Origin of the sequence: Hymenobacter defluvii (assembly GCF_017589435.1) — a bacterium.
GTDB classification, from domain to species: Bacteria; Bacteroidota; Bacteroidia; order Cytophagales; family Hymenobacteraceae; genus Hymenobacter; species Hymenobacter profundi.
This window is the reverse complement of sequence record NZ_JAGETX010000018.1, coordinates 1-22,393: the sequence shown is the minus strand read 5'-3', so window position 1 is coordinate 22,393 and position 22,393 is coordinate 1. Positions and strand designations below refer to the sequence as shown.

Here is a 22,393-nt window from a genome sequence, read left to right as displayed (position 1 = left end):
ATTTATTAATTGAATCCTGTGAAGCCGTTGCGACGGGTTGTGCTGCAAGGCAAAGCGAAGGTAAAAAAAGCGTGCTAAAAAAATTAGCGTCAGGGTGCCGTTGTTATTCCATTCTTTGAGGTGCCATAGTACGGCGCATACGCCATAGGGTTGGCATAGAAGTAAAAAAATGACTTGGATTGGTCCTAACGCCGTTTGTCGAGCGCCGTATGAGAAGAAGTTTTCCTTGCGCTATAGCCCTTTTCCTCACCTCCATTTCTCCCCTCTATGCTTTCTTGTTTTTCTTTTGCTCACCGCCGTGCAGGCTCACTTGCCGTAGCTGGTGCGCTGGCCTTGCTGGCTGCTAGCTGCTCTTCTCCTACCCCTGGTACTACCATGGCAGACAATGCCGCCAACGATACTACGGCGCTGGTAGGCCGGGCCGCAGCTCCCAAAGGCGATGCTAACTCCCCACTGCAAATTGTGGCCGCCTTCCGCGAGCCGCAAATTGTGGGCGTAGCCGTGCTGCCCGACGGCCGCGTATTTGGCGATTTTCCGCGCTGGGATAATAACCCTGTGTACCCCATAGCCGAGGTAGGCGCTAACAACTCCCTCAAGCCCTACCCCAATGCAGCGTGGTGCACTTGGAACGAGACAGTCCGCAACGAACCGCAGAAGCACTGGATTTGCCCGCAAAGCGTGTACGCCGACCGCGCCGGCATGCTATGGGTGCTCGATCCGGCCTCTCCTGGCCTGAAAGCCACCGTACCCGGCGGCCCGAAGCTGGTGAAAATCGATCCTAAAACGAATACGGTCGTGCAAAATATTGTCTTTCCCGAGAGCGTAGCCCCGAGCAAGTCCTACCTCAACGACGTGCGCGTAGACACGCAGCAGAACTACGCCTACATCACCGAGTCGGGCGAGGGCAGCTTGGTGGTAGTAGACCTGGGCTCGGGCAAGGCGCGCCGGTTGCTAGCGAAACACCCTTCCATGGTAGGCGACACTACCCTGAATATTAAGGCCGATGGCAAGCTGCTGGTAGACCCTACCGGCAAGCAGGGCCAATTCAACGCCGATGGCATCGCCTTGAGCCAGGATGGACAGTACCTCTACTGGAAGCCGCTGACCAGCTACGCACTGTACCGTATCAAAACCGAAGCGTTGCGCAACGCCAGCCTGAGCGATGCGCAACTGGCCGCGCAGATTGAAGATTTGGGCAAAGTGCCTGCTTGCGACGGCATGATTCTAGACGCGCAGAACAACTTATACTTGACAGCTTTTGAAGATCATTCCATCAAACGGCGCACGCCGGCGGGCAAGATTGAAACCGTAGTGCAGGACCCCCGTCTAGAGTGGCCGGATACGTTTGCATTCTCCGCCGATGGCACTACCTTATATGTAACGAACTCGGCCATCCACAAAACACCTACCTGGAGCAAAGGTGTTGGCCAACAGGATCAGCCGTATCATATCTTTAAAATGAGTCTGCCCAAGTAAAGACAGATAAATGCATATGTTTTTAAAAGCCTTTTCCGCCAGGAAAAGGCTTTTTTTTATTACTTATAGCCTATAACCTCGTAAGAATACAGAGTTCAATATGCAGTATTACTGTAAAGTTTTGATTATAAAGTTTATTTGAAAACACGAATATGAGTTTTTGACTTCTATTCAAGTACTTTACTTTTGCTTTCAACTTACATAGCGCCCTTACCTCACCCCCACCTATGGATGCTTACTCCTATATCGCCAACGCGCACGGCGAGTATATCGACCAACTGTACCAAGCGTACAAGCAGGACCCCGATTCAGTAGATTTCGGCTGGCGAAAATTCTTCGAGGGTTTCGACTTCTCGCAGCAATACCCAGCCGAAGGCGAAAAACCCGTTGCAATCAACGGTACGGCTACTCCGTCTACGCCTCCCGCTCCCGCTGCGCCTACCCTGGAAGCCATTCCGGAGCAGCGCCCCGGCTACGGTGTGCTGAACACCAGCGCTTCTACCGATAGCGCGGGTGCTTTGCGCAACAGCAATGAGGCTGCACCGGATAAGGAAACGGCCGTGCGTAACCTGATTTACGCTTACCGCAGCCGCGGCCACCTGTTGGCCAAAACCAACCCGGTGCGCCAGCGCAAAGACCGTAAAGCCCGCCTCGATCTGGCGAACTTTGGTCTGAGCGAAGCCGATTTGGACACGCCTTTCCGCAACGGCTCTATTCTGGGATTGGGTGAGGCGCCTACCCTGCGCGAAATTATTGCCGGCTTGCAGTCCATTTACACGGGTACAGTGGGCTTCGAATACATGTATATCCGCGACCCGCAGGTGCTGGACTGGTTCCGCACCAAAGCGGAGCACGACGCGCTGAACTTCAACCCTTCGGATGACTACAAGAAACGGATTCTGCGCAAGCTAAATGAAGCCGTAGTGTTCGAAAACTTCCTGCATACCAAGTTCCTGGGGCAGAAGCGCTTCTCATTGGAAGGCGGCGAAACAGCCATTCCAGCCCTTGATGCCATCATTGAAAAGGGTGCTGAGTTGGGCGTGCGCGAAGTGGTGATTGGCATGGCCCACCGCGGCCGCTTGAACGTGCTGGCCAACATTATGGGCAAAACGTACGAGCAGATCTTCTCGGAGTTTGAAGGTACGGCCAAGCCCGACCTAACCATGGGCGACGGCGACGTGAAGTACCACATGGGCTACTCGTCGGAGGTAGACACCGAATCGGGCCACCAAGTGAACCTGAAGCTGGCGCCCAACCCCTCGCACCTAGAGGCGGTGAACCCCGTGGTAGAAGGTCTGGTACGCGCCAAGATTGAGCACGAGTACCAAGACGATTATCACAAGATCCTACCCATCCTCATCCACGGCGACGCTGCCTTGGCCGGCCAGGGTATTGGCTACGAGGTAACGCAGATGTCGCAGCTGGAAGGCTACAAGACGGGCGGTACCATTCACTTCGTCATCAACAACCAGGTAGGCTTTACCACTGATTTTGAGGACGCTCGCTCGTCTATCTACAGCACGGATCTGGCGAAGATTATCGACGCGCCCGTGATTCACGTGAACGGCGACGACCCCGAGGCAGTCGTATTCGCTGTGCGCCTAGCCACGGAGTACCGTCAGCAGTTCCACGCCGATATTTTTGTGGATATGGTGTGCTACCGCCGCCACGGCCACAACGAGTCGGACGAGCCGAAGTTCACGCAGCCTACCCTCTACAACATCATCTCAAAGCACAAGAACCCGCGCGAGATTTACAACGCCCGCCTGGTAGAGCGCGGCGACGTAGACGCGGAGTTGGCCAAGCAGATGGACCGCGAGTTCCGCGACCTGCTGCAAGCCCGCCTCGATCAGGTGAAACAGCAGCCTCTACCCTATAAGTATCAGCCTCTGGAAAATGAGTGGCGCAACCTGCGCCGCAGCACAAACCAGGACTTCGAGCAGTCGCCGGAAACGGGCGTGAGCGAGGAGACGGTACAGAAGGTAGGCGAGGCGCTGACCACGCTACCTGAAGGATTCAAACCGCTTAAGCAGATTGATAACCTGCTGAAAGAGCGCCGCAAGATGTTCTTCGAGACGCGGCAACTGAACTGGGCCGCCGGCGAACTGCTGGCCTACGGCTCGCTGTTGGCCGAGAACCACATTGTGCGTGTGAGTGGTCAGGACTGCCAGCGCGGTACGTTCTCGCACCGCCACGCTGTGCTGCACGACGCCGAAACCTCGGCGCCCTACAACTCGCTCAACCACCTGAAAGGCGACCACGAAAACCTGCGCATCTACAACTCGCTGCTGAGTGAGTATGCAGTGCTGGGCTTCGAGTTTGGTTATGCCATGGCCAACCCCACCGCGCTGGTGGTGTGGGAAGCCCAGTTCGGTGACTTCGCCAACGGTGCCCAGACGATGATTGACCAGTTTGTGGTGTCGTCGGAAAGCAAGTGGCAGCGCATGAACGGCGTGGTGATGCTCCTACCCCACGGCTACGAAGGCCAGGGCCCCGAGCACTCCAACGCCCGCCCCGAGCGCTTCCTGCAACTGGCCGCCGAGAACAACATTGTGGTAGCCAACATCACCACGCCGGCCAACTTCTTCCACGCTCTGCGTCGTCAGTTGGTATGGGAATTCCGTAAGCCGCTGGTGGTGATGTCGCCCAAGTCGATGCTGCGCCATCCGCTGTGTGTGTCGCCGGTGGAGGATTTCACGTCGGGTCGCTTCGAGGAAGTGCTGGGTGATGACTATGCCGACGCCAAGAAAGTGAAGCGCGTACTGCTGTGCTCGGGCAAAGTGTACTACGATCTGCTGGACGAACAGCAGCAGTCGGGCCGCACCGACGTGGCGATTGTGCGGATGGAGCAGCTGCACCCCTTCCCCAAAAAGCAGCTGGATGCCGAGCTGGCAAAGTATCCGAAAGCCAAAATCTACTGGGTACAGGAAGAGCCCGAAAACATGGGCTACTGGAACTATCTGCTACGCTTCATGCGCCGCGAGTTGGAAGACGTGGTAGCCCGCAAAGCCTCGGCCTCGCCTGCTACCGGCTACAACAAAGTGCACGTGAAAGAGCAGAAAGACTTGGTAGCGCGTGCCTTCGACAAGCCCCGCGAAGAGGTAGCCGACGAGAACATCAAGGAAACCGTAGAAGAAGCCAAGAAGCTCGATTAATTCAGTTGCCTACCCGGCTGCTGGCTCTCAGTCAGCAGCCGGGTAGAAATGCTTATCCCATCGCCCCACAACCCTTAACTCTCCCACCTATGGGTCTGGAAATTAAAATACCCGCCGTTGGCGAATCCATTACGGAAGTAACCATTGCCAAATGGTTGAAAAAAGACGGCGAAGCCGTGAAACGCGACGAAATCATTGCCGAGCTGGAATCGGATAAAGCCACGTTTGAGTTGCCCGCTGAAGCCGATGGCACACTGAGCATTCAGGTAGCCGAAGGCGAAACGATTGGTATCGGAACGACGATTGCCGAAATCGGTGGTGCCGATGCCCCGGCGGCAGACGCTACCCCAGACGCTACAAAACCCGCTGCGACTCCTGCTGCTGCACCTAGCAACGACCCCATCTCTAAAGGCGAGGAAAACCCCGCGGCCAGCGACCAAGCCGGCTACGGCGGTACGCCCGAAGACAGCGCAACGTCGGACGCGGCTCCTGCCGAAGCTCCCAGCAGCGGTGGCACTATCGAAATGAAGATTCCGACAGTAGGCGAATCCATCACGGAGGTAACCGTGTCGAAGTGGCTGAAGCCCGACGGCGCCCAAGTGGACCGCGACGAGGTAATTGCCGAGCTGGAATCGGACAAAGCCACGTTTGAACTACCCGCGGAGGCAGCCGGTACCTTACGCCACGCTGTAGGTGAAGGTGAAACTATTGCCATTGGTACCGTAGTAGCTCGCATCGAAGGTGGTAACAGTGGCGCTTCAGCGGCCCCGGCTGCTGCGCCAGCCGCCGCGCAATCTGCGCCTGCTTCAGCGCAACCTGCTGTCAACGCTGGCACTACCTCCTATGCTACGAGTACGCCCTCGCCGGCTGCTGGTAAGATTCTTGGCGAAAAAGGTATCAACGCTGCCGACGTGCAGGGTAGCGGCCGCGACGGCCGGATCACCAAGGAAGACGCCCAAAACGCGCAAGCAAAGCCCGCTGCTCCCGCACCGCAGGCAGCCCCGGCGCTAGCAGCGCCGGCTCCGGCCGCCACAGAAGCTACCACTGTCAACCGCAACTCGCGCCGCGAGCGGATGAGCAACCTGCGCAAGACGGTGGCCCGCCGCTTGGTATCGGTGAAAAACGAAACGGCCATGCTCACTACCTTCAACGAGGTGAACATGCAGCCGATTATGGACCTGCGCAACAAGTTCAAAGACAAGTTCAAGGAGAAGCACTCGGTGGGTCTCGGCTTCATGTCGTTCTTCACCAAAGCGGTGTGCGTAGCCCTGAAAGAGTGGCCCGCCGTGAATGCCCAAATCGACGGTGGCGACATCGTGTACAACGATTTCTGCGACATCAGCATTGCAGTATCGGCTCCTAAAGGCCTAGTAGTACCTGTCATTCGCAACGCCGAAGAACTGTCGTTCGATGGTATTGAGAAGGAAATCGTGCGCCTTGCTAGCTTGGCCCGCGACAACAAGCTGACCATTGAGCAGATGACCGGCGGCACGTTCACCATCACCAATGGCGGCGTATTTGGCTCTATGATGAGCACGCCCATCATCAACGCGCCGCAATCGGCTATTCTGGGGATGCACAACATCATCCAACGCCCTGTAGCTGAAAACGGGCAGGTAGTGGTTCGCCCCATGATGTACCTGGCCCTGAGCTACGACCACCGCATCATCGACGGCCGCGAGTCGGTATCGTTCCTGGTGCGCGTGAAGGAGTTGCTCGAAGACCCTACGCGTCTGCTGCTGGGTGTATAAGGTAGAAAACACAAAAACGAAGCGGCCGCTCACCATCTGGTGAGCGGCCGCTTCGTTTTTACTAAATAATGATCAGCAGATTAGGCACCCGATGCCATGCTCATCATTTTCAGTTTGGCTTCTTCAGCTTTTGAGCCGGAAAAATGTTCTGCTACCGTACCGTAAAATAAGTTTACCCAACGCTGAAAGTTGGGGCTGGTAACCGGTAGAACCAGGTTGTGGGGAATGGCTTCGCCGTTGACATCCGTTCTGCCACTCAGCAATGTGCTGCTCCAGTACTGATACATGGAGGTGAGGTGGTAGGGCCAGTGAATACGAGCCATGGCATTGAACGCCGGGGCCAATACTTCGTCGTTGTAAAGGTGCTGACAAAAAGAGTCGACCAACGTCTTGATGTCCCCTTCCGTACGGATGTCGGGCAAAGTGGTAGTAGCCATAGCGGTCAGGAAAAGATTAATTGTGGGTAGATGTATTTCCGAGATACGTTATTATCGAGTAGGAGTTGCAGCAACGAAGGTACAAATGAATTAACTTAAAAGTTATATATATTATCAGTAAAGTTTTATTGACGAGTTTCGATGTATAAGATTAGAGTGAATAGATAAGCCACTGTTCAGCAGTTGATTGTAGGAGAACAAAACGCTGTTGTCACTTCGGACAGTCAGCATAGTTTCGAGAAGCTCTATTTTAGAGCCTGGTTTCGTTTTGTTACTTTTCTTATTGCCTGTGGAGCATGTTATTCTGGGGATTAACTGTAGCGGTTTTCATGCCTCTGCGTGTTTGCTAAGTCCCGATGGACAAGTGCAGGTTGCCATTGCCGAAGAGCGACTTTCCCGCGTGAAGCAGGACAAGTCATTTCCGCGTCGGGCTATTACCTATTGTTGTGCTGCCGCAGGTAGGAAGATTACGGACGTTACTGACGTTTTCGTAGGCTGGAACCCCGCGCCCTACCTTGCGCAGCCTACCCTCACCACCACCGAAGCCTTGCGCGACCGGAGCCAACTGGCCCAACTCACTCTAAACGAGCTAGCCGCCCTACGCACCGATGTGCGCGGCGTGCAGCAAACGCTGCTCGGCGAACTAGGTAATACCACGCGCTTGCACTACGTAGACCACCACCAGGCGCACTTGGCCAATGCGCTGTGGCAGTCAGGATTTGGAGGTGAAGCTGATTTTTTGGTAGCCGATGGCTTTGGCGAAACTACCACCGGGCTGCTGGGCACTGTCCAGGGTAGCACGGTGCGCGAGCTAGCTGCCAACCGCACGCCGCATTCGCTGGGCCTGTTCTACGCCGCTTTCACCGATTTCCTCGGGTTTCGGCCCAACAGCGACGAGTGGAAGGTGATGGCACTGGCGGCCCGTGGCAACTGGAACACATATTACCAGCTGCTTCGCCCGCTCATCACCGTAGAAGGGCTGCACTACGAAATCGATCTGCGCTACTTTGAGTTTTTCCTGTTTTTCACGCCCCGCTACTACTCACCTAAGCTAGAGGCCCTGCTAGGCCCAGCCCTACCCACCGGCGCACCACTTACGCAGCGCGAATACGACATTGTGGCGGCCGTGCAGCGTATTACGGAGGAGGTAGTATTTGAGCTATTGACCAACCTACACGCTCAAACTGGCCAGCAACGTTTGGTGCTAGGCGGCGGCGTGTTGATGAATTCGGTGCTCAACGGCAAGCTGCGTAGCCACACACCTTACCAGGAAATCTTCATCGGTGGCACGCCCGATGACACTGGCATCAGCGTGGGTAGCGCCTTATATGGTTTTCAGCAGCTGACGGGAAACCCGCCCGGCACAGGAAAGGCCGCCCGGCACAATTTCTTTGGCTGCACTTATACGGAAGAGGAAATAGCCGCTGAACTGCACCGCCGCCGCCTACCCCACCAGCGCCCCGCAAACCTGGTTGCTACCACTGCCGATCTGTTGGCTGCCGGCCAAGTGGTCGGCTGGTTTCAGGGAGCATCGGAGCTGGGGCAGCGGGCCTTGGGCCACCGTAGCATCCTGGCCGACCCTACCCTCCCCGACATGCAGGCGCGGGTGAATGCCAGCGTGAAGCACCGCGAAGCCTTCCGGCCCTTTGCGCCGGCCGTACCCGAGGAGCGCCAGCACGAGTTTTTCGAGTTGCCCGCCGGCGAAACATCCTACTTCATGGAGCGTGTGTTTCCGCTACGGCCTGAAGTGCGCCCACGCCTACCTGCCGTAACCCACGACGACGGCACGGGCCGCCTGCAAACCGTGTGTGCCGCTGATGATCCGTTATTTCATCAACTATTACTGGCGTTTGAGCAGCGGCGCGGTGTGCCGGTGTTGCTCAATACGTCGTTCAACGTCAACGGCATGCCCCTGGTAGAGTCGCCGGCCGACGCGCTGGACTGCTACTTTCAGTCGGGGCTGGATGCGCTGGTGCTGGGGCCGTTTTTGTTGCGGAAGTAATAAGGAGTTACTCTGAGGGTAGGGAAGAATCTGGCGGAGCCGCGGCTATATCTTTTCTCAGATTCCTCGCTGCGCTCGGAATGACACCCGTCAGCCTAATCTTGCTTACCTTGCTCCTATGCGTCTTTCTCATAGTATTCTGCTGGCTGCCGGGCTGAGCCTGTCCAGCGCTGCTTCGGCCCAACTGCTGCAACCCAAACCCGCCGCTTTCACCCGCGCCGACTCGCTCCGTGGTAACATTGATAGCCCCCTGCGTACTTGCTACGACCTAAACTACTACCACCTCGACGTGCGCCTGGACCCGGCCAAGCGGTTTCTGAGCGGTAGCAATTTATTCCGCTTCACGGCCACGCGGGACTTCACGCGTTTGCAGTTCGACCTGTTTGCCAACTTAACAGTGGAAAAGGTCGAGTATAAGGGCAAATCGGTGCCGTTCACCCGCGAGGCCAATGCGGTGTTTGTCACGTTCCCACAATCCATCAAACAGGGTAGCCGCGAGGAATTTACGGTGCATTACTCCGGCCAGCCTACCGTGGCCGAGCGCGCACCTTGGGACGGCGGCCTGGTGTATGCGCAGGATGCGGCCGGCAAGCCCTGGGTAGCTTCGGCCTGCCAGGGGGTAGGCGCCAGCATTTGGTGGCCTAATAAAGATCAGCAGGCCGATGAGGTAGACAGTATGCTGATCAGCGTGACGGTGCCCAAAGGCCTGAAAGACGTATCCAACGGCCGCTTGCGCAAGATTACTACCCTGAAAGACGGCGCTACTCGCTTCGACTGGGCCGTGCGCAACCCCATCAACAACTACGATGTGGCCCTGAACGTGGGCGATTTTCAGCACTTCGGCGATACCTACCAGGGCGAGAAAGGCAAGCTGACGCTCGACTATTGGGTGCTACCCGAAAACCTGGCAAAAGCCAAAAAGCAGTTTGCGGCCAATGTGAAGCCCATGCTAAAATCGATGGAAAGCTGGTTTGGTCCCTACCCCTTCTATGAGGATGGCTATAAGCTCATCGACGCGCCGCATTTAGGCATGGAGCACCAAAGCGCGGTGGCCTACGGCAACAAGTACCTCAACGGCTACCTCGGCAACGACCGCTCTAACACGGGCTGGGGCGAGAAGTGGGACTTCATCATCATTCACGAAAGCGGCCACGAGTGGTTCGGCAACAACATCACCACCAGGGATATTGCCGATATGTGGGTGCACGAGTCGTTCACCACGTACTCCGAGTCGTTGTTTGTAGAAACGATGTTTGGCAAGCAGGCGGGTCAGGAATACCTACACGGCCAGCGCCGGAATATTCAGAACGACAAGCCCATCATTGGCCCCTACGGGGTGAATACGGAAGGCTCTAGCGACATGTACGACAAAGGCGCCAACATGCTGAACATGCTGCGCACCATTCTCAACGACGACGCCAAGTGGCGGCAACTGTTGCGGGGCTTAGGACAGACGTTCTACCATCAGACCGTCACCACGGCGCAGATCATCAACTATTTCAACCAGCAAACCGGCCGCGACCTTACGCCCATTTTCGACCAATATCTACGCCATGCTTCCCTACCCGTGCTGGAAATGCGGGTGGTACAGAACCAGCTGCTAGCCCGCTGGATTGCCAATGCACCCGGGTTTACTATGCCCGTGCGCGTTCGGACCAAGGGTAGCGAGTACCAGTTCATCACGCCCACTACCCGTCTGCAACCCGTGGCCCTACCCGACGCTACCCCCGACAATGTAGAGGTCGATACCTTCAATTATTATGTGGGGGTGCTGATGGAATAACGGCGCGGCGTTTGACGTGTGGGGGCTCCGGTTTCTTCCGTACCTTCGCCCCTTGTTGACTACCAACGAATTCACCGCATCATGAATCAATACGACGTTACTGTTATCGGCTCCGGACCGGGGGGCTACGTGGCTGCCATCCGTTGCGCACAGCTGGGGATGAAAACCGCCCTTATTGAGAAGTACCCTACCCTGGGCGGCACTTGCCTGAACGTAGGCTGCATTCCCAGCAAAGCCCTGCTCGATTCGACAGAACACTACCATAATGCCCACACTACCTTCAAGGAGCATGGCATTGAGCTGAGTGACTTGCAGATCAACATGAACCAACTGATTGACCGCAAGAACGGCGTAGTGAAAGCCAACACCGACGGCATTCAGTTCCTGATGAAGAAGAATAAAATCGACGTGCTGCGGGGCGTGGGTTCGTTTGTCGACAAAACGCATATCAAAATCACGCCTACTGAAGGCGGCGAGGAGCAGCAGATCGAAACCAAAAAGGTGATTATCGCCTCCGGTTCCAAGCCTACTGTCCTACCCTTCATCAAGCAGGACAAGCAGCGCATCATCACCAGCACCGAGGCCCTGAACATTCGGGAAGTGCCTAAGCACATGATTGTGATTGGTGGTGGCGTTATCGGCCTGGAAATGGCTTCTGTATACGCCCGTCTGGGTGCGAAAGTATCGGTGGTAGAGTTCCTGGATTCGCTGATTCCAACCATGGACCGCGCCCTTGGCAAGGAGCTGAAGCGCATCTTGGGCAAAATCGGCATTGAGTTTTATCTCAGCCACAAAGTAACCGGCGCCACCCGCGAAGGCGACGCCGTGACCGTAACCGCCACCAACCCCAAGGGTGAGGAAATCAAGCTGGAAGGCGACTACTGCCTGGTAGCCGTGGGCCGTGCGCCCTACACCCAGGGCCTAAATCTGGAAGCGGCCGGCGTGCAGCTGGAAGAGCGCGGCCGCATTAAGGTAGACGAGCACATGCAAACCACCACGCCCGGCATCTACGCCATTGGCGACGTGGTGCGCGGTGCCATGCTGGCCCACAAGGCTGAGGAAGAAGGCGTATTCGTGGCCGAAACCATTGCTGGCCAAAAGCCCCACGTGAACTATTTACTCATTCCAGGAGTGGTCTATACCTGGCCCGAAGTGGCTGGGGTAGGCTATACCGAGGAGCAGTTGAAGGAGCAGGGCAAAGCCTACAAAACCGGCAACTTCCCCTTCCGCGCTTCGGGCCGCGCCCGCGCCTCTATGGACCTCGACGGCTTCGTGAAAGTGCTGGCCGATAAGGAAACCGACGAAATCTTGGGCGTCCACATGATCGGGCCGCGCATTGCCGACCTGATTGCCGAAGCCGTAACGGCCATGGAGTTCCGCGCCTCGGCCGAGGACGTAGCCCGCATGAGCCACGCTCACCCTACCTACGCCGAAGCCATGAAAGAAGCTTGTCTGGCGGCTACTGAGAACCGGGCGATACATATGTAAGTCTGCGCTTGCATACCTACACGCAAAAAGCGGCTGGAGCTACTAGAGCTCCAGCCGCTTTTTGCGTGTAGGTTTAGCTACAAGGGATATTCTTTAATCAAGATGAATTTAACTTAATAAAGGTATCGTAAACAGGAGGTAACATTGGCTTAAACGTGCGCCTGTAGTTTTGTCGCTTTAAAAGTGCACGCTCAACTCCACGGTTCCATTTTCCTGTTCTAGTTTGTGTCGCAGGTAATTATTTGGAAAAGTGATGCTTACATCCGGCTACCACATAGCAGCTGTACCAAAAGATTTTCTGTGTTCATAGATTTCGCTACCTGCGGAGGGGTAGGGTGGTCTTGTGTGGCCGGTGGGAGAGTGCGTGCGCTTTTATATTTCCCTTTCTCACCCTTATCACCACCTGATGAGACATTTTTTACTGACGGGGCTACTCGTGTTGCTAGCCGCTTTGGGCCTGCAAGCCCAGGTTACGACCAGTAGCCTGACGGGCCTGATTAAAGACAGCGGCGGCGAAGCATCTATTGGCGCCACTGTGCAAGCCACGCACGTGCCCAGCGGCACCAAATACGGTGTGGCTACCAATGCCGAGGGCCGCTACACCATCCAAAATATGCGCGTGGGCGGACCTTACACCGTGACGGTAAGCTACATCGGCTACAAAGAGCAGACATTCAATGACATCAGCCTGACGCTGGGCCAGCCCTATGTGCTGAACGCTACCCTGACGGCCGAGGGCACAGAACTGCAAGGCGTGACGGTGACGGCCAACCCCGGCTCTATTCTAAACGCTGACAAAACCGGCGCCATCACCAATATCGACCGCACCGCTCTACAGCGCCTACCATCCATCAGCCGCTCGCTCGACGACTTCACTCGTCTCACACCCCAAGCCAACGGCACGGCTATTGGCGGCGGCAGCAACCGCTCCAACTATTTCAGCGTCGACGGCTCCGACTTTAACAACAATTTCGGTATTGGTACCGGAGGCAATCTACCAGCTGGTGGGGCTCCTATTTCGCTGGATGCCATTGAGGAAATATCGGTGAACGTGACGCCGTTTGACGTGCGCCAATCGGGCTTTACCGGAGCGGCTATTAATGCCGTAACGCGTTCAGGGAACAATGACTTCTCCGGCTCAGTCTACGGCTACTACCGCAACCAGAACTACCAGGGCGACAAGGTAGGCGACCAGCGCGTGGTACTACAGGACCAGCGCTTCTATCAGTATGGCTTCCGCCTAGGTGGCCCCATCATCAAGAACAAGCTGTTCTTCTTCGCCAACTTTGAGGACGAAGAAAACCGCACTCCCGGCCAGCAGCGTGTGGCCGCTACCGATGCCGTGCCCTTTGGCAGTGGCACCAACGTAGCCCGCCCCACGGCCGCCGAACTGGACCAGATCAGCAACTACCTGCGCACTACGTACGGATACGAAACCGGTCCCTACCAAGGCTACAGCTTCACGGCTCCGCGCACCAAGATCTTGGGTCGCCTGGACTGGAATATCAGCCAGAAGCACCGCGTGAATGTGCGCTACAGTCAGGTAGAAAGCCGAAACAGCAGCTTCCCCAGCACGTCGCGTAGTCCGTTCGGCAACTACACGTATCCTAACCCAGATCCGACTGGTACAAATCCGCCGGCTTTTGTGGCGGGTAGCGGCAACCGTCAAGCAAATACGGCGTTGTTCTTCCGCAACGCTACCTACTATCAGGAGGCAAACTTTTACTCGTTGGCGGCTGAGTTAAACTCGACCTTCGGTAACAACAAGTTCAATACGCTACGCGCTACCTACACCCGCCAAAACGACCCACGCAGCTCCGACAGCCAGCTATTCCCCTTCGTGGATATCCTGAAGGAGGGTACGCCGTTCACGTCGTTTGGCTACGAGCCCTTCACCTACGGCAACCTGCGCGACGTGAAGATTCTGTCCTTCAAAGATGACTTCAACTGGATTCTGGGTCGCCACAACGTAACCCTGGGTGCACAGGTAGACCTGAGCGAGACGAAGAACGGCTTCCAGCGCTTCGGCACCGGCTATTATACGTTTGCTTCCTGGAACGACTTTGTACAGGGCAACGCGCCGGTAGACTTTGGTATCACCTACCCCCTCTCGGCCGATTACTCGCAGCAGTTCCCCAGCTTTAAGTACGGTCAGTATTCAGTCTACGCCCAAGACGAAATTGCCGTGACCGACCGCCTGCGCATCACGCCCGGCTTGCGCGTAGACCTGACCAGCTACCCCAACAAGCTGGCTGAGCACCCGCTGATTACGCCGCTGTCATTTGCCGGTGGCGAGCAGATCAACGTGGCTAACCTGCCCAAGACCCAACTGCTGTGGTCACCGCGGGTAGGCTTCAACTTCGACGTGCTAGGCGACCGTTCTTTGCAGCTGCGCGGTGGTACAGGCATCTTCACGGGCCGTGTGCCCTACGTATGGATTGTGAGCCAAGCCGGCGATGCAGGCCTGCTCCAGATTACGCAGACCTACGGTTCCTCACCCGGTACCAGCGGCCCCATTGGCGACATTCGGTTCGACCCCAGCCCCACCGGCAACCGCCCCGACACGCCGCCCGTCGCTGGCACTGTTATTCCGAGCACCACCTCGTCGCTGGCCCGTAATTTCCGCTTCCCGCAGACTTGGAAATCCAGTCTGGCCGTGGATGCCAAGCTGCCTTTTGGGGTAGTGGGTACGCTGGAAGGTATTCTGAACCGCGATATTAATGCGGCCGTGTTCCGCAACGCGAACCTGGTTAAGCCCATCAATAGCTCATTGTACGTGAGTAACTATCCTGATAATCGTATCATCTACCCCAGCGCTAATACCAACAAGTACGTCAATCCGCTCATCAACGGGAAGCCAGTGGCCAATGGTACGTCTGGCGGCGGTGCTTACAATGCCATTGTGCTCGACAATGCCTCGCGTGGGTACTACTTCTCGCTGACTGGCAAGCTCGATAAGCAGTTCGACAACGGGCTGTTTGGCTCAGTGGCCTACACCTACACGGCTTCCAAGAACCTATTTGATGGTGGTGGTAGCCAGCCACTGTCGGCGTGGCAGGAAACGGCTACGGTGAACGGGGCTAACAATTTGGCACTAGGCTACAACGGTAACACCCTACCCCACCGCGTGGTAGGTTCCTTGTCGTATCGTCGCGAGTACCTAGGCCACTTGGCTACCACTATTTCGTTGTTCTACGACGGCGCCAGCCAAGGGCGCGCTTCCTACCTGTACTCGTCGGATTTCAACCGCGACGGCGCCAATGCCGACCTGATGTATATCCCGCGCGATGCGTCGGAAATCACCTTTGTGCCCATCACCACGGGTACCGGCGCCAGTCAGCAGACGCTCTTCACACCGCAACAGCAAAGCGACGCATTCTTTGCTTTCATTGACCAGGATGATTACCTGCGCAAGCGCAAAGGCAAGTATGCTGAGCGCAATGGTGCTACCTTCCCCTGGCGCAACCAGTTCGACGTGAAAATTCTGCAGGACCTCTTCACCGACATAGGCGGCAAGCGCAATACCTTACAGCTGAGCTTCGATGTGTTCAATGTGGGCAACTTGCTGAACAACAGCTGGGGCCGCTTCCAGCAGCGCACATTCAATAACGCTGCTATTCTGGAGCCCGCTAACACAAACAGCCTAGCGCCTACCCTAACGGCTAACGGCACACGGCCTACCTTCCGCATGAGCCGCGATAACGTAACGGGTCAACTGCTGACCAACACCTACCGCGACGCCGTGAGTCTGTCCTCTACCTACTACATGCAGATTGGCCTGCGCTACATTTTCAACTAACACTTAATCAATTAGAAAAGCCTGCTGCCTGTGGTAGCAGGCTTTTTTGTGCCTCCTTTTCAGATTTCCTCAACCCACTGTCATGTACAAGAAAATCACTTTGGTAGCTCTGCTTGCCTTCCTGCCGTTTAGCCTGCTGGCCTGGGGCGTAGAGGGCCACCGCGTTATCGGAAAAATTGCCGAAAACCACCTCAGCAAGAAAGCCCGCGCCCAGATACAGCAGTTGCTGGGTACCGAGCGGCTGCCGTTGGTAAGCACCTTTCCCGATGAAATCCGCCCCTACCCTGAGTTTGCCCATACCTCGCCTTGGCACTACGTGAACACGCCCGTGGGCCTTGGCCAAGATGAGTACATCCGCACCATCACTACGATGGAAAAGCCCAACGCCTACCGCGCCTTGCAGGAGCAGCTACAGAAGCTGAAGGACCCCGCTACCTCGAAAGAGGACAAAGTGTTTGCGCTAAAATTCATTGTGCATATTGTGGGCGATGTGCACCAGCCCATGCACACCGCCACGGCCGAAACCAGCGGCGGCAACAAGATCAAAGTGAAGTTTCGGGGACGGGAGTCGAACCTGCACAGCGTGTGGGACTCAGGCCTAGTAGATTACCCCGCCATTACCTACCTGGAAATGGCCCAGCAGCTCGACCACGCCACGAAATCTGAGGTGCGGCAGTGGCAGCAGGCAGTTCCCGCCACGTGGTTCTGGGAGTCCTACCAGCTCAGCCAACCCCTCCTCACCGAAGCCGAGCAACACCCCGACCTCGACTATACTTACTACCCCAAATACGCCCCTACTGTAGAGCAGCGCCTATTGCAAGCCGGCATCCGGCTGGCGGGCGTGCTGAATGAGGTGTACGGTGGTTGAAGGGTGGTCCTGTAGATGATTCTACACTAGAGATAGAAACACAAAGCAGGTAGTAAATGAGAAAGGCTACCATTTTGGTAGCCTTTCAACATGTTGATGGGGTCTGACTTACTCTTTTACCAAGCGCAAGGTAGTCCTCTGTTGGTCTTTGGTGATAATCAACAGCGTGTACATGCCTGCACGCAACGACGATACGTTAAGTTCATTGCTGCTGCTCAGCGTGCCTTGGGCATTCACAAGACCATAGGCGTCGGTAATCTGGTATTGGCTGCCAGCAAGGGGTAGGGTAGAAACTAAGTGCAGTTTATCGGTTACCGGGTTGGGGTACAACTGCACGGTAGGCGCAGCGGTGATGGAAGCGGTTGCGGTGGCGGTTGCTTTGGCTGCTACGCTGCTGCCAGCTTGGCTAATGCGCATCCAGTTGAGGTTCCAGCCACCAGTTTGCGCAAATACGCCGAAGCTGTAAGTGCCCGCCGTCACGCTCACCGTTTGCGATACGGTGGTCCAGGTTTGCCAGCCGCCGGTAGCCGGAATAGTTACTTTGCCTAGCTGAGTCGAGCCCGAGTTGAAATCCGACGACAGCGTGCCGCCGCTGGGACTGGCCACGCGGTACTCAATGGTGTAGGTGCCGGTGGTAGGAAAGGTGATATTGCTGTAGGCCATCCAGTCGCCGGCATCAATGTAGCCCACATTCTGGCCGCCGCCCGTGTCGGTAGTAGTTTGGGTTTGCACCCCCGACATGCTGCTGTAGCTCTCCGCTTCCAGGTTGATGGTAGTGGAAGTAGCAGCGGCAGGCCCATATACCTCTACCTCGTAGATGGAATAGCCGTAGGTGGTGGCGCGGCGCGTGCCGTAGATACGCAGGTAACGGCCCCGGCCAGCCAGGCCGGTAATGTCGTCAATGCTGCCGTCGCCGTTGATAACGGAGTGAATGGCGGTCCAGGAGGAGCCATCAAGCGAGGTTTGCAGCTGGTAGTCTTTGCCGTAAGCTGCTTCCCAGTTAATCTTGACCCGTGAGATATCCTTCACCGTGCCTAAATCGAGTTGTAAGTACTGCGGATCGGCGAAGGCGCTGGCCCAGCGGGAAGTCAGGTTGCCATCAATGGCCTTCGCAGCAGTGGTGCCACTATTTTCGCTGGACGACGCCACGGCGGCAACGGGCGTCAGGCGGGTAGGGGTAGGCGTAGGTGTGCTGCCGCTGAAGGGTAGGTTCACGTACAGCTGACCCAGCTCGGTGAGCTGGCCCGAGGCACCGCCAAGCAAATTGATGTTGGGTATCTCATTGTTTCGGCCCGAAAACCAGGCGTAGCGAAACACGGCCGGCTCGTTTTCCAGGTAATTCACGGCGGCAGTGAGGTAGCGCTTCTGCACATCCAGCGTGATCTGGTTTTGGGGCATATCACCGCACGAAAACTCGGTGAGCCAGATCGGCTTGCCGTACTTCTTCAGCTCCTCAATCTTATCGCGCAGCCACTGCTCCTCACACACATAGGTGTGCACGGCAATATAATCGACCTGGCAAGTGGGGCAGGCGGCGAAGAAAGCATCAAGGTATTGCGTGGGCGAGTAGTAGGTAGTGCCGTTTTCCGCTACACAGTCGCCGCAGTAGTTTACCGCCGGCGACACCAGCTTGAGGTTTTTGCGGCGGGCTACTTCCTGTAGCGTAGGCCACAGGGCGGCGGCCTGGGTAGGCGTAAGGTTGGCCTGACTACGGAAGTTGGGCTCATTAAACCCTAACAAGTACTTGGCCCCGGCCGGAATGTTGGCTGACAATCGGTCGGCGGTGAAGGGAGTTCCGTCCAGGTCGCGGCCCCACTGCATCGGCACGTAGTCGATGCCTAGGTTGGTGTAGACACTTGCCGCCCCAGCTTCGGGCTTGGAATACCAGTTGTACCACCAACTGATGCCGGGCGCCAGCGCTTGCATGTCGGCAGTCGAGTGGTAGCCGTAGGCGATGCCACGCTTTGCGCTTTTGGTTTGCGCAGTGGCTTGCTGCGGCCAGCAACTCAGTAAGGCCGCAGCGCCGAGCAGCCATCCCGTGGCTTGCCGGTGAAAAATCTTGTAAAGCTTGTGCATAGTAGGAAGGTGAAGTAGTGGAGTAGGGCGTTTAGCACCAGTTGGTTAGACTTGGTGTTTTTCAAAGATAGTTGCAATAAAGAAAGACCACCGTATAGGGTGGTCTTTCTTTATGAAGAACAGAACGGTACGCTTGAGCTTAGCCTGTTTGCCTAATGATGGCGCACAGCTATGGCATCCCAAGTGCAGCATACACTAGACTATATACCTGCCTTGCTTATGCTGAACAGGTAGAACGAAAAGCGGCTGAAGCTTCAGTCGCTTTTCGTTCTACACTGCTTTCCTACCCCCGCTTCTCCCGCCACGCCTGTTGCTGCGCCGCATCCAAAAACGTCCAGGCTACAATGCGGCTTATCTTATGCCCTTGCGCCATCGGAATGGTGCGCACCTCCGTAGCTCCTAGCTTTTGCAGCGACTTGTACAAGCCCGGCAAGGTCTCCTTTTTCGACACGAGGGTAGTAAACCAATAGCACGACTCCCGAAACAATGCGCTTTCCTCGGCCATGCGCCACAAAAAAGTCGCCTCGCCGCCGGGATACCACAGTTCTGTACCCTGCCCGCCAAAGTTGGGGGTAGGCCGTGCCTGTCGATTCGTGCCCAAATTCCGCTCTTTGCGCCGGTTGCTGGCTTCGGCCTCAGCTGCCGAGCTATGAAAGGGCGGATTGCACATTGTCGCATCAAAGACCTCGCGCGGCTTCAGTATACCGCTGAAGATGGAATTGCGGTCGGGTTGGTGCCGGAGTTCTAGGGCGCCCGTAAGAGTAAGGTTGCTGGCCACTAGTTGCTTACCCACCCGCAGGGCCGTTGTGTCTACATCGGTGCCTACAAAGCGCCACCCGTACTCATAGTGTCCGATGATGGGGTAGATGCAATTGGCGCCTACCCCCACATCCAGCACGCGCACAGCTTTGCCAGTGGGCACAACGCCCGCATTGCCATCGGCCAGCAAATCAGCGAGGTAGTGGATATAGTCGGCACGACCGGGGATGGGCGGGCACAGGTAGCCAGCCGGAATATCCCACTGCCGCATGCCGTAGAATTGCTTCAGCAACGCCCGGTTCAGCGCCTTCACGGCAGCCGGATCAGCAAAATCCAGGCTAGCATCGCCCGAAGGAGTAGCCATGACAAATGCGGCTAGTTCGGGCGCGGTGTGTACTAGCTGCGCAAAGTCGTAGCGGCCATGGTGGCGGTTGCGTGGGTGCAGGGTAGCAGGGGTAGCGTTAGGCGGCTGCGGCATCAGTAAGGCGTAGAGGGTAGGGCTAGAAACAGAAAGCGGCTGAAGCCACAGGAGCTTCAGCCGCTTGGGCTTATCGAGAGGTAAATTTACGCAACGGCGGCCGCTTTCACGTCGGTAGCGCTGGGGCCTTTGGGTCCCATTTCCACTTCAAAGGTCACGCGGTCATTCTCCTTGATGGGGTTGCGCAGGTTGTTGGCGTGCACAAATACGCTTTCTTGCGTCTCCGAATCCTTAATGAAACCGTAGCCCTTCGACTCGTTGAAGAACGTTACAATACCAGTACGAATCAAATCGGCCGGATCCATGTCTTCCCGGCGCACTACGCCAATCTGAATGTCTTCGGTCTTGATTTCTTTCTTCTTCTTCGGATCTGGCGGAGTGTCTACAATGTTGCCATTCTCATCTACGTAAGCCATCATCTCGTCTAGGCTCTGGCCTTTCTGGGCATTGGCTTGGCGTTCCTCCTTTTTCTCGGCTTTATCCAGCCGCTTCTTCAGGCGTTTCTTTTCGTTTTCTTTCTTACCAAACGTTGCTTGGGATCTACCCATGTCTTTTACCAGCTTTATAGGGTGGATGCGTTGGCCGATAAAGCCAAGCATTAGTATTCGTGAATACAATAGTACAGGTAACTTTCCGGTAAAGTTCAGCAGAGCTCTATAGAAACTACCTACTAACCTGTTTACCAGCTACGAAAGGCCGAAATAGACCTGTTCTACCCATTATTCAGTTCCGGCTCCTGACAACTTAGCGCGAAGGAAACCACTTCTCGCACCTCGCCCGCCGCTAAATCTCCGAGCCATATATCCCCTACCCGCACGCGCACCAAGCGCAAGGTAGGAAACCCTGCCGCCGCCGTCATCTTCCGGATCTGCCGGAATTTGCCTTCTGTTACCGTAATCGACACCCAACTGGTAGGCCCGTGGCGGTCGTCGCGAATTTTACGGGTACGAGGAGGAAAGTCTGGGACAGTTTCGAGGCGCCGTACCGCGCAAGGTAGCGTTTGGTACCGCACATCTCGAATACCGATTTCTACACCTTGTTGCAGTTGGGCTACCGCTTCTTCGGTAATAAGGCCATCCACCTGAGCATAATATTCCTTCTCTACCTTCCGGCCACGCACATACTCGCTCATGCGGCCGTCGGTGGTGAGCAGCAGCAAGCCTTCACTATGCTCGTCTAGACGCCCAATAGCCATAGTACCAGCCGGAAAATCATACAACTCCCCCAGCAGTTTCTTCTTTCGCAATTCGCATACAAACTGGCTGAGGTAACCGAATGGCTTGTGAAGTAAGAAATGCTGATGCGTACTCATGTGCTGCAAGGTAGCGCTTTCGGCTGTTCTCCTACCCCGATTCCTTGTCGCGGCGGCGCAACACGGCCACCGCAACACCTACCAAGCCGGCTATTACCAAGCCTTTCACCCAAGGGCTAATCACAGGCGGCGGCACCGACACTACCCCTGAAGCATCGGCCACAGCCGGGTGTCCTACATAGCGCCCCTTTGTCGGCACAGCTTGCGTCTGAAAATGGTCACGTAGCTCTTGCAGTTGGCGGCGCAATTCGTTGCCGTGCATAGCAATACCGTGTCCCGTAGCGGCTACCTCCGGCTCTAAGCCAGCCAGCAACTCCACCGAAGCTCGCGCAGCTTCCCAATCAGGCGTGAAGTAAGCGGGCGGCCCATGTACCTCTTGCTTTTGCTGCCAAGTAGCTACCACCGATTCACCTTTCACCGTCACGAAAGCGTCGCCAGCTAATAACGTACGGTCGCTCTCACGAAAAAATGACACGTGCCCCGGCGTGTGCCCCGGTGTATGCACCCAGCGCCACCCCGGCAGATGCGGAACCGATCCATCGTCTGGCAACGCTTTCACCCGACTACCTAGATCTAATGGCTCTTTAGGGTAGAGAAAGGATATAGCGGCCATACCACCGCCGCCCACGGTTGGGTCGGGTGGGGGGTAAGATGAAAGTCCTGTGAGGTAAGGCAACTCCAACGGGTGCGCATACACTTGCACAGTAGGCCACGCTTCCAGCAAATCGGGTAGCGCTCCTACATGGTCGAAGTGTCCATGCGTAAGTAAAATGGCTTGCGGCGGATTCGCTGGCCCAAATAGCTGTATGGCATATTCTTGAATATGCGCTGCCGACAAGGGTAGACCCGCATCGAGTAGTACCCAAGGCCTGCCTATTCCGGCCACTTCCGGCTCATTTATATAATATAGATTGACAAAGACATTACGCCACCCCACGATACCAGGAACTATAGGCTGTAAAGCAGGAGTATGAGCGCGGCTGGTGTTGTTGGAGAGCATAGGGTAGGG

At 56.2% G+C, this 22,393-nt stretch carries 14 protein-coding genes; 8 read left to right on the top strand and 6 right to left on the bottom strand.

Features of this window, described 5'->3' with window-relative positions:
- The first annotated feature begins 267 nt into the window (after window positions 1–267).
- From J4D97_RS19410 to odhB, 3 genes are all read left to right on the top strand, one after another.
- Window positions 268–1,476: an SMP-30/gluconolactonase/LRE family protein gene (locus J4D97_RS19410; protein ID WP_208309014.1), complete on the top strand. Its 1,209-nt coding sequence runs from the start codon at window positions 268–270 to the stop codon at window positions 1,474–1,476.
- A gap of 227 nt (window positions 1,477–1,703) precedes the next feature.
- Complete coding sequence (locus tag J4D97_RS19405; RefSeq protein ID WP_208309013.1) at window positions 1,704–4,631, top strand: 2-oxoglutarate dehydrogenase E1 component; 2,928 nt, start codon at window positions 1,704–1,706, stop codon at window positions 4,629–4,631.
- Window positions 4,632–4,720: 89 nt separating this feature from the next.
- On the top strand, window positions 4,721–6,382 hold the full coding sequence (gene odhB / locus J4D97_RS19400; RefSeq protein ID WP_208309012.1) for a 2-oxoglutarate dehydrogenase complex dihydrolipoyllysine-residue succinyltransferase: 1,662 nt from the start codon (window positions 4,721–4,723) through the stop codon (window positions 6,380–6,382).
- 80 nt (window positions 6,383–6,462) lie between these two features.
- Here the strand turns inward: odhB and J4D97_RS19395 are convergent, their stop codons facing one another.
- Entirely contained in the window at window positions 6,463–6,819 is a 357-nt protein-coding gene (locus tag J4D97_RS19395) for a group III truncated hemoglobin (protein WP_185281831.1), read from the bottom strand.
- Between the two features lie 289 nt (window positions 6,820–7,108).
- Between J4D97_RS19395 and J4D97_RS19390 the strand changes: the two genes are divergently transcribed.
- From J4D97_RS19390 to J4D97_RS19370, 5 genes are all read left to right on the top strand, one after another.
- The gene (locus tag J4D97_RS19390) at window positions 7,109–8,821 is read left to right on the top strand and encodes a carbamoyltransferase family protein (protein ID WP_208309011.1); all 1,713 of its coding nucleotides are present in this window, start codon (window positions 7,109–7,111) and stop codon (window positions 8,819–8,821) included.
- A 118-nt stretch (window positions 8,822–8,939) separates the two neighbouring features.
- A complete protein-coding gene (locus J4D97_RS19385; RefSeq protein WP_208309010.1) occupies window positions 8,940–10,604 on the top strand; it encodes a M1 family metallopeptidase in 1,665 nt (554 codons plus the stop codon).
- 81 nt (window positions 10,605–10,685) lie between these two features.
- Complete coding sequence (gene lpdA / locus J4D97_RS19380; protein ID WP_208309009.1) at window positions 10,686–12,092, top strand: dihydrolipoyl dehydrogenase; 1,407 nt, start codon at window positions 10,686–10,688, stop codon at window positions 12,090–12,092.
- Window positions 12,093–12,498: 406 nt separating this feature from the next.
- Window positions 12,499–15,891, top strand: a complete 3,393-nt coding sequence (locus J4D97_RS19375; protein ID WP_208309008.1) for a TonB-dependent receptor — start codon at window positions 12,499–12,501, stop codon at window positions 15,889–15,891.
- A gap of 82 nt (window positions 15,892–15,973) precedes the next feature.
- Window positions 15,974–16,759, top strand: a complete 786-nt coding sequence (locus tag J4D97_RS19370; protein WP_208309007.1) for a S1/P1 nuclease — start codon at window positions 15,974–15,976, stop codon at window positions 16,757–16,759.
- A 108-nt stretch (window positions 16,760–16,867) separates the two neighbouring features.
- Here J4D97_RS19370 and J4D97_RS19365 read toward each other — a convergent pair whose 3' ends face one another.
- The 5 genes from J4D97_RS19365 to J4D97_RS19345 all read right to left on the bottom strand — a co-directional run.
- Window positions 16,868–18,835: a glycosyl hydrolase gene (locus J4D97_RS19365; RefSeq protein ID WP_208309006.1), complete on the bottom strand. Its 1,968-nt coding sequence runs from the start codon at window positions 18,833–18,835 to the stop codon at window positions 16,868–16,870.
- A 283-nt stretch (window positions 18,836–19,118) separates the two neighbouring features.
- Entirely contained in the window at window positions 19,119–20,072 is a 954-nt protein-coding gene (gene rlmF / locus J4D97_RS19360) for a 23S rRNA (adenine(1618)-N(6))-methyltransferase RlmF (protein ID WP_208309005.1), read from the bottom strand.
- Window positions 20,073–20,158: 86 nt separating this feature from the next.
- Window positions 20,159–20,620, bottom strand: coding sequence for a cold-shock protein (locus J4D97_RS19355; protein WP_185281818.1), 462 nt, complete (start codon window positions 20,618–20,620; stop codon window positions 20,159–20,161).
- A gap of 164 nt (window positions 20,621–20,784) precedes the next feature.
- The gene (locus J4D97_RS19350) at window positions 20,785–21,384 is read right to left on the bottom strand and encodes a pseudouridine synthase (RefSeq protein WP_208309004.1); all 600 of its coding nucleotides are present in this window, start codon (window positions 21,382–21,384) and stop codon (window positions 20,785–20,787) included.
- A 31-nt stretch (window positions 21,385–21,415) separates the two neighbouring features.
- Window positions 21,416–22,393, bottom strand: a 978-nt coding sequence (locus J4D97_RS19345; protein WP_347879370.1) for an MBL fold metallo-hydrolase, incomplete at its 5' end; no start/stop codon positions are given.

Excerpts from the sequence above, each read along its gene's own strand:
- rlmF (WP_208309005.1), bottom strand. The coding sequence starts at position 20,072 with ATGCCGCAGCCGCCTAACGCTACCCCTGCTACCCTGCACCCACGCAAC.
- J4D97_RS19355 (WP_185281818.1), bottom strand. The coding sequence starts at position 20,620 with ATGGGTAGATCCCAAGCAACGTTTGGTAAGAAAGAAAACGAAAAGAAA.
- lpdA (WP_208309009.1), top strand. The coding sequence starts at position 10,686 with ATGAATCAATACGACGTTACTGTTATCGGCTCCGGACCGGGGGGCTAC.
- J4D97_RS19410 (WP_208309014.1), top strand. The coding sequence starts at position 268 with ATGCTTTCTTGTTTTTCTTTTGCTCACCGCCGTGCAGGCTCACTTGCC.
- J4D97_RS19365 (WP_208309006.1), bottom strand. The coding sequence starts at position 18,835 with ATGCACAAGCTTTACAAGATTTTTCACCGGCAAGCCACGGGATGGCTG.
- J4D97_RS19375 (WP_208309008.1), top strand. The coding sequence starts at position 12,499 with ATGAGACATTTTTTACTGACGGGGCTACTCGTGTTGCTAGCCGCTTTG.
- J4D97_RS19385 (WP_208309010.1), top strand. The coding sequence starts at position 8,940 with ATGCGTCTTTCTCATAGTATTCTGCTGGCTGCCGGGCTGAGCCTGTCC.
- J4D97_RS19370 (WP_208309007.1), top strand. The coding sequence starts at position 15,974 with ATGTACAAGAAAATCACTTTGGTAGCTCTGCTTGCCTTCCTGCCGTTT.
- J4D97_RS19395 (WP_185281831.1), bottom strand. The coding sequence starts at position 6,819 with ATGGCTACTACCACTTTGCCCGACATCCGTACGGAAGGGGACATCAAG.
- J4D97_RS19350 (WP_208309004.1), bottom strand. The coding sequence starts at position 21,384 with ATGAGTACGCATCAGCATTTCTTACTTCACAAGCCATTCGGTTACCTC.
- odhB (WP_208309012.1), top strand. The coding sequence starts at position 4,721 with ATGGGTCTGGAAATTAAAATACCCGCCGTTGGCGAATCCATTACGGAA.
- J4D97_RS19405 (WP_208309013.1), top strand. The coding sequence starts at position 1,704 with ATGGATGCTTACTCCTATATCGCCAACGCGCACGGCGAGTATATCGAC.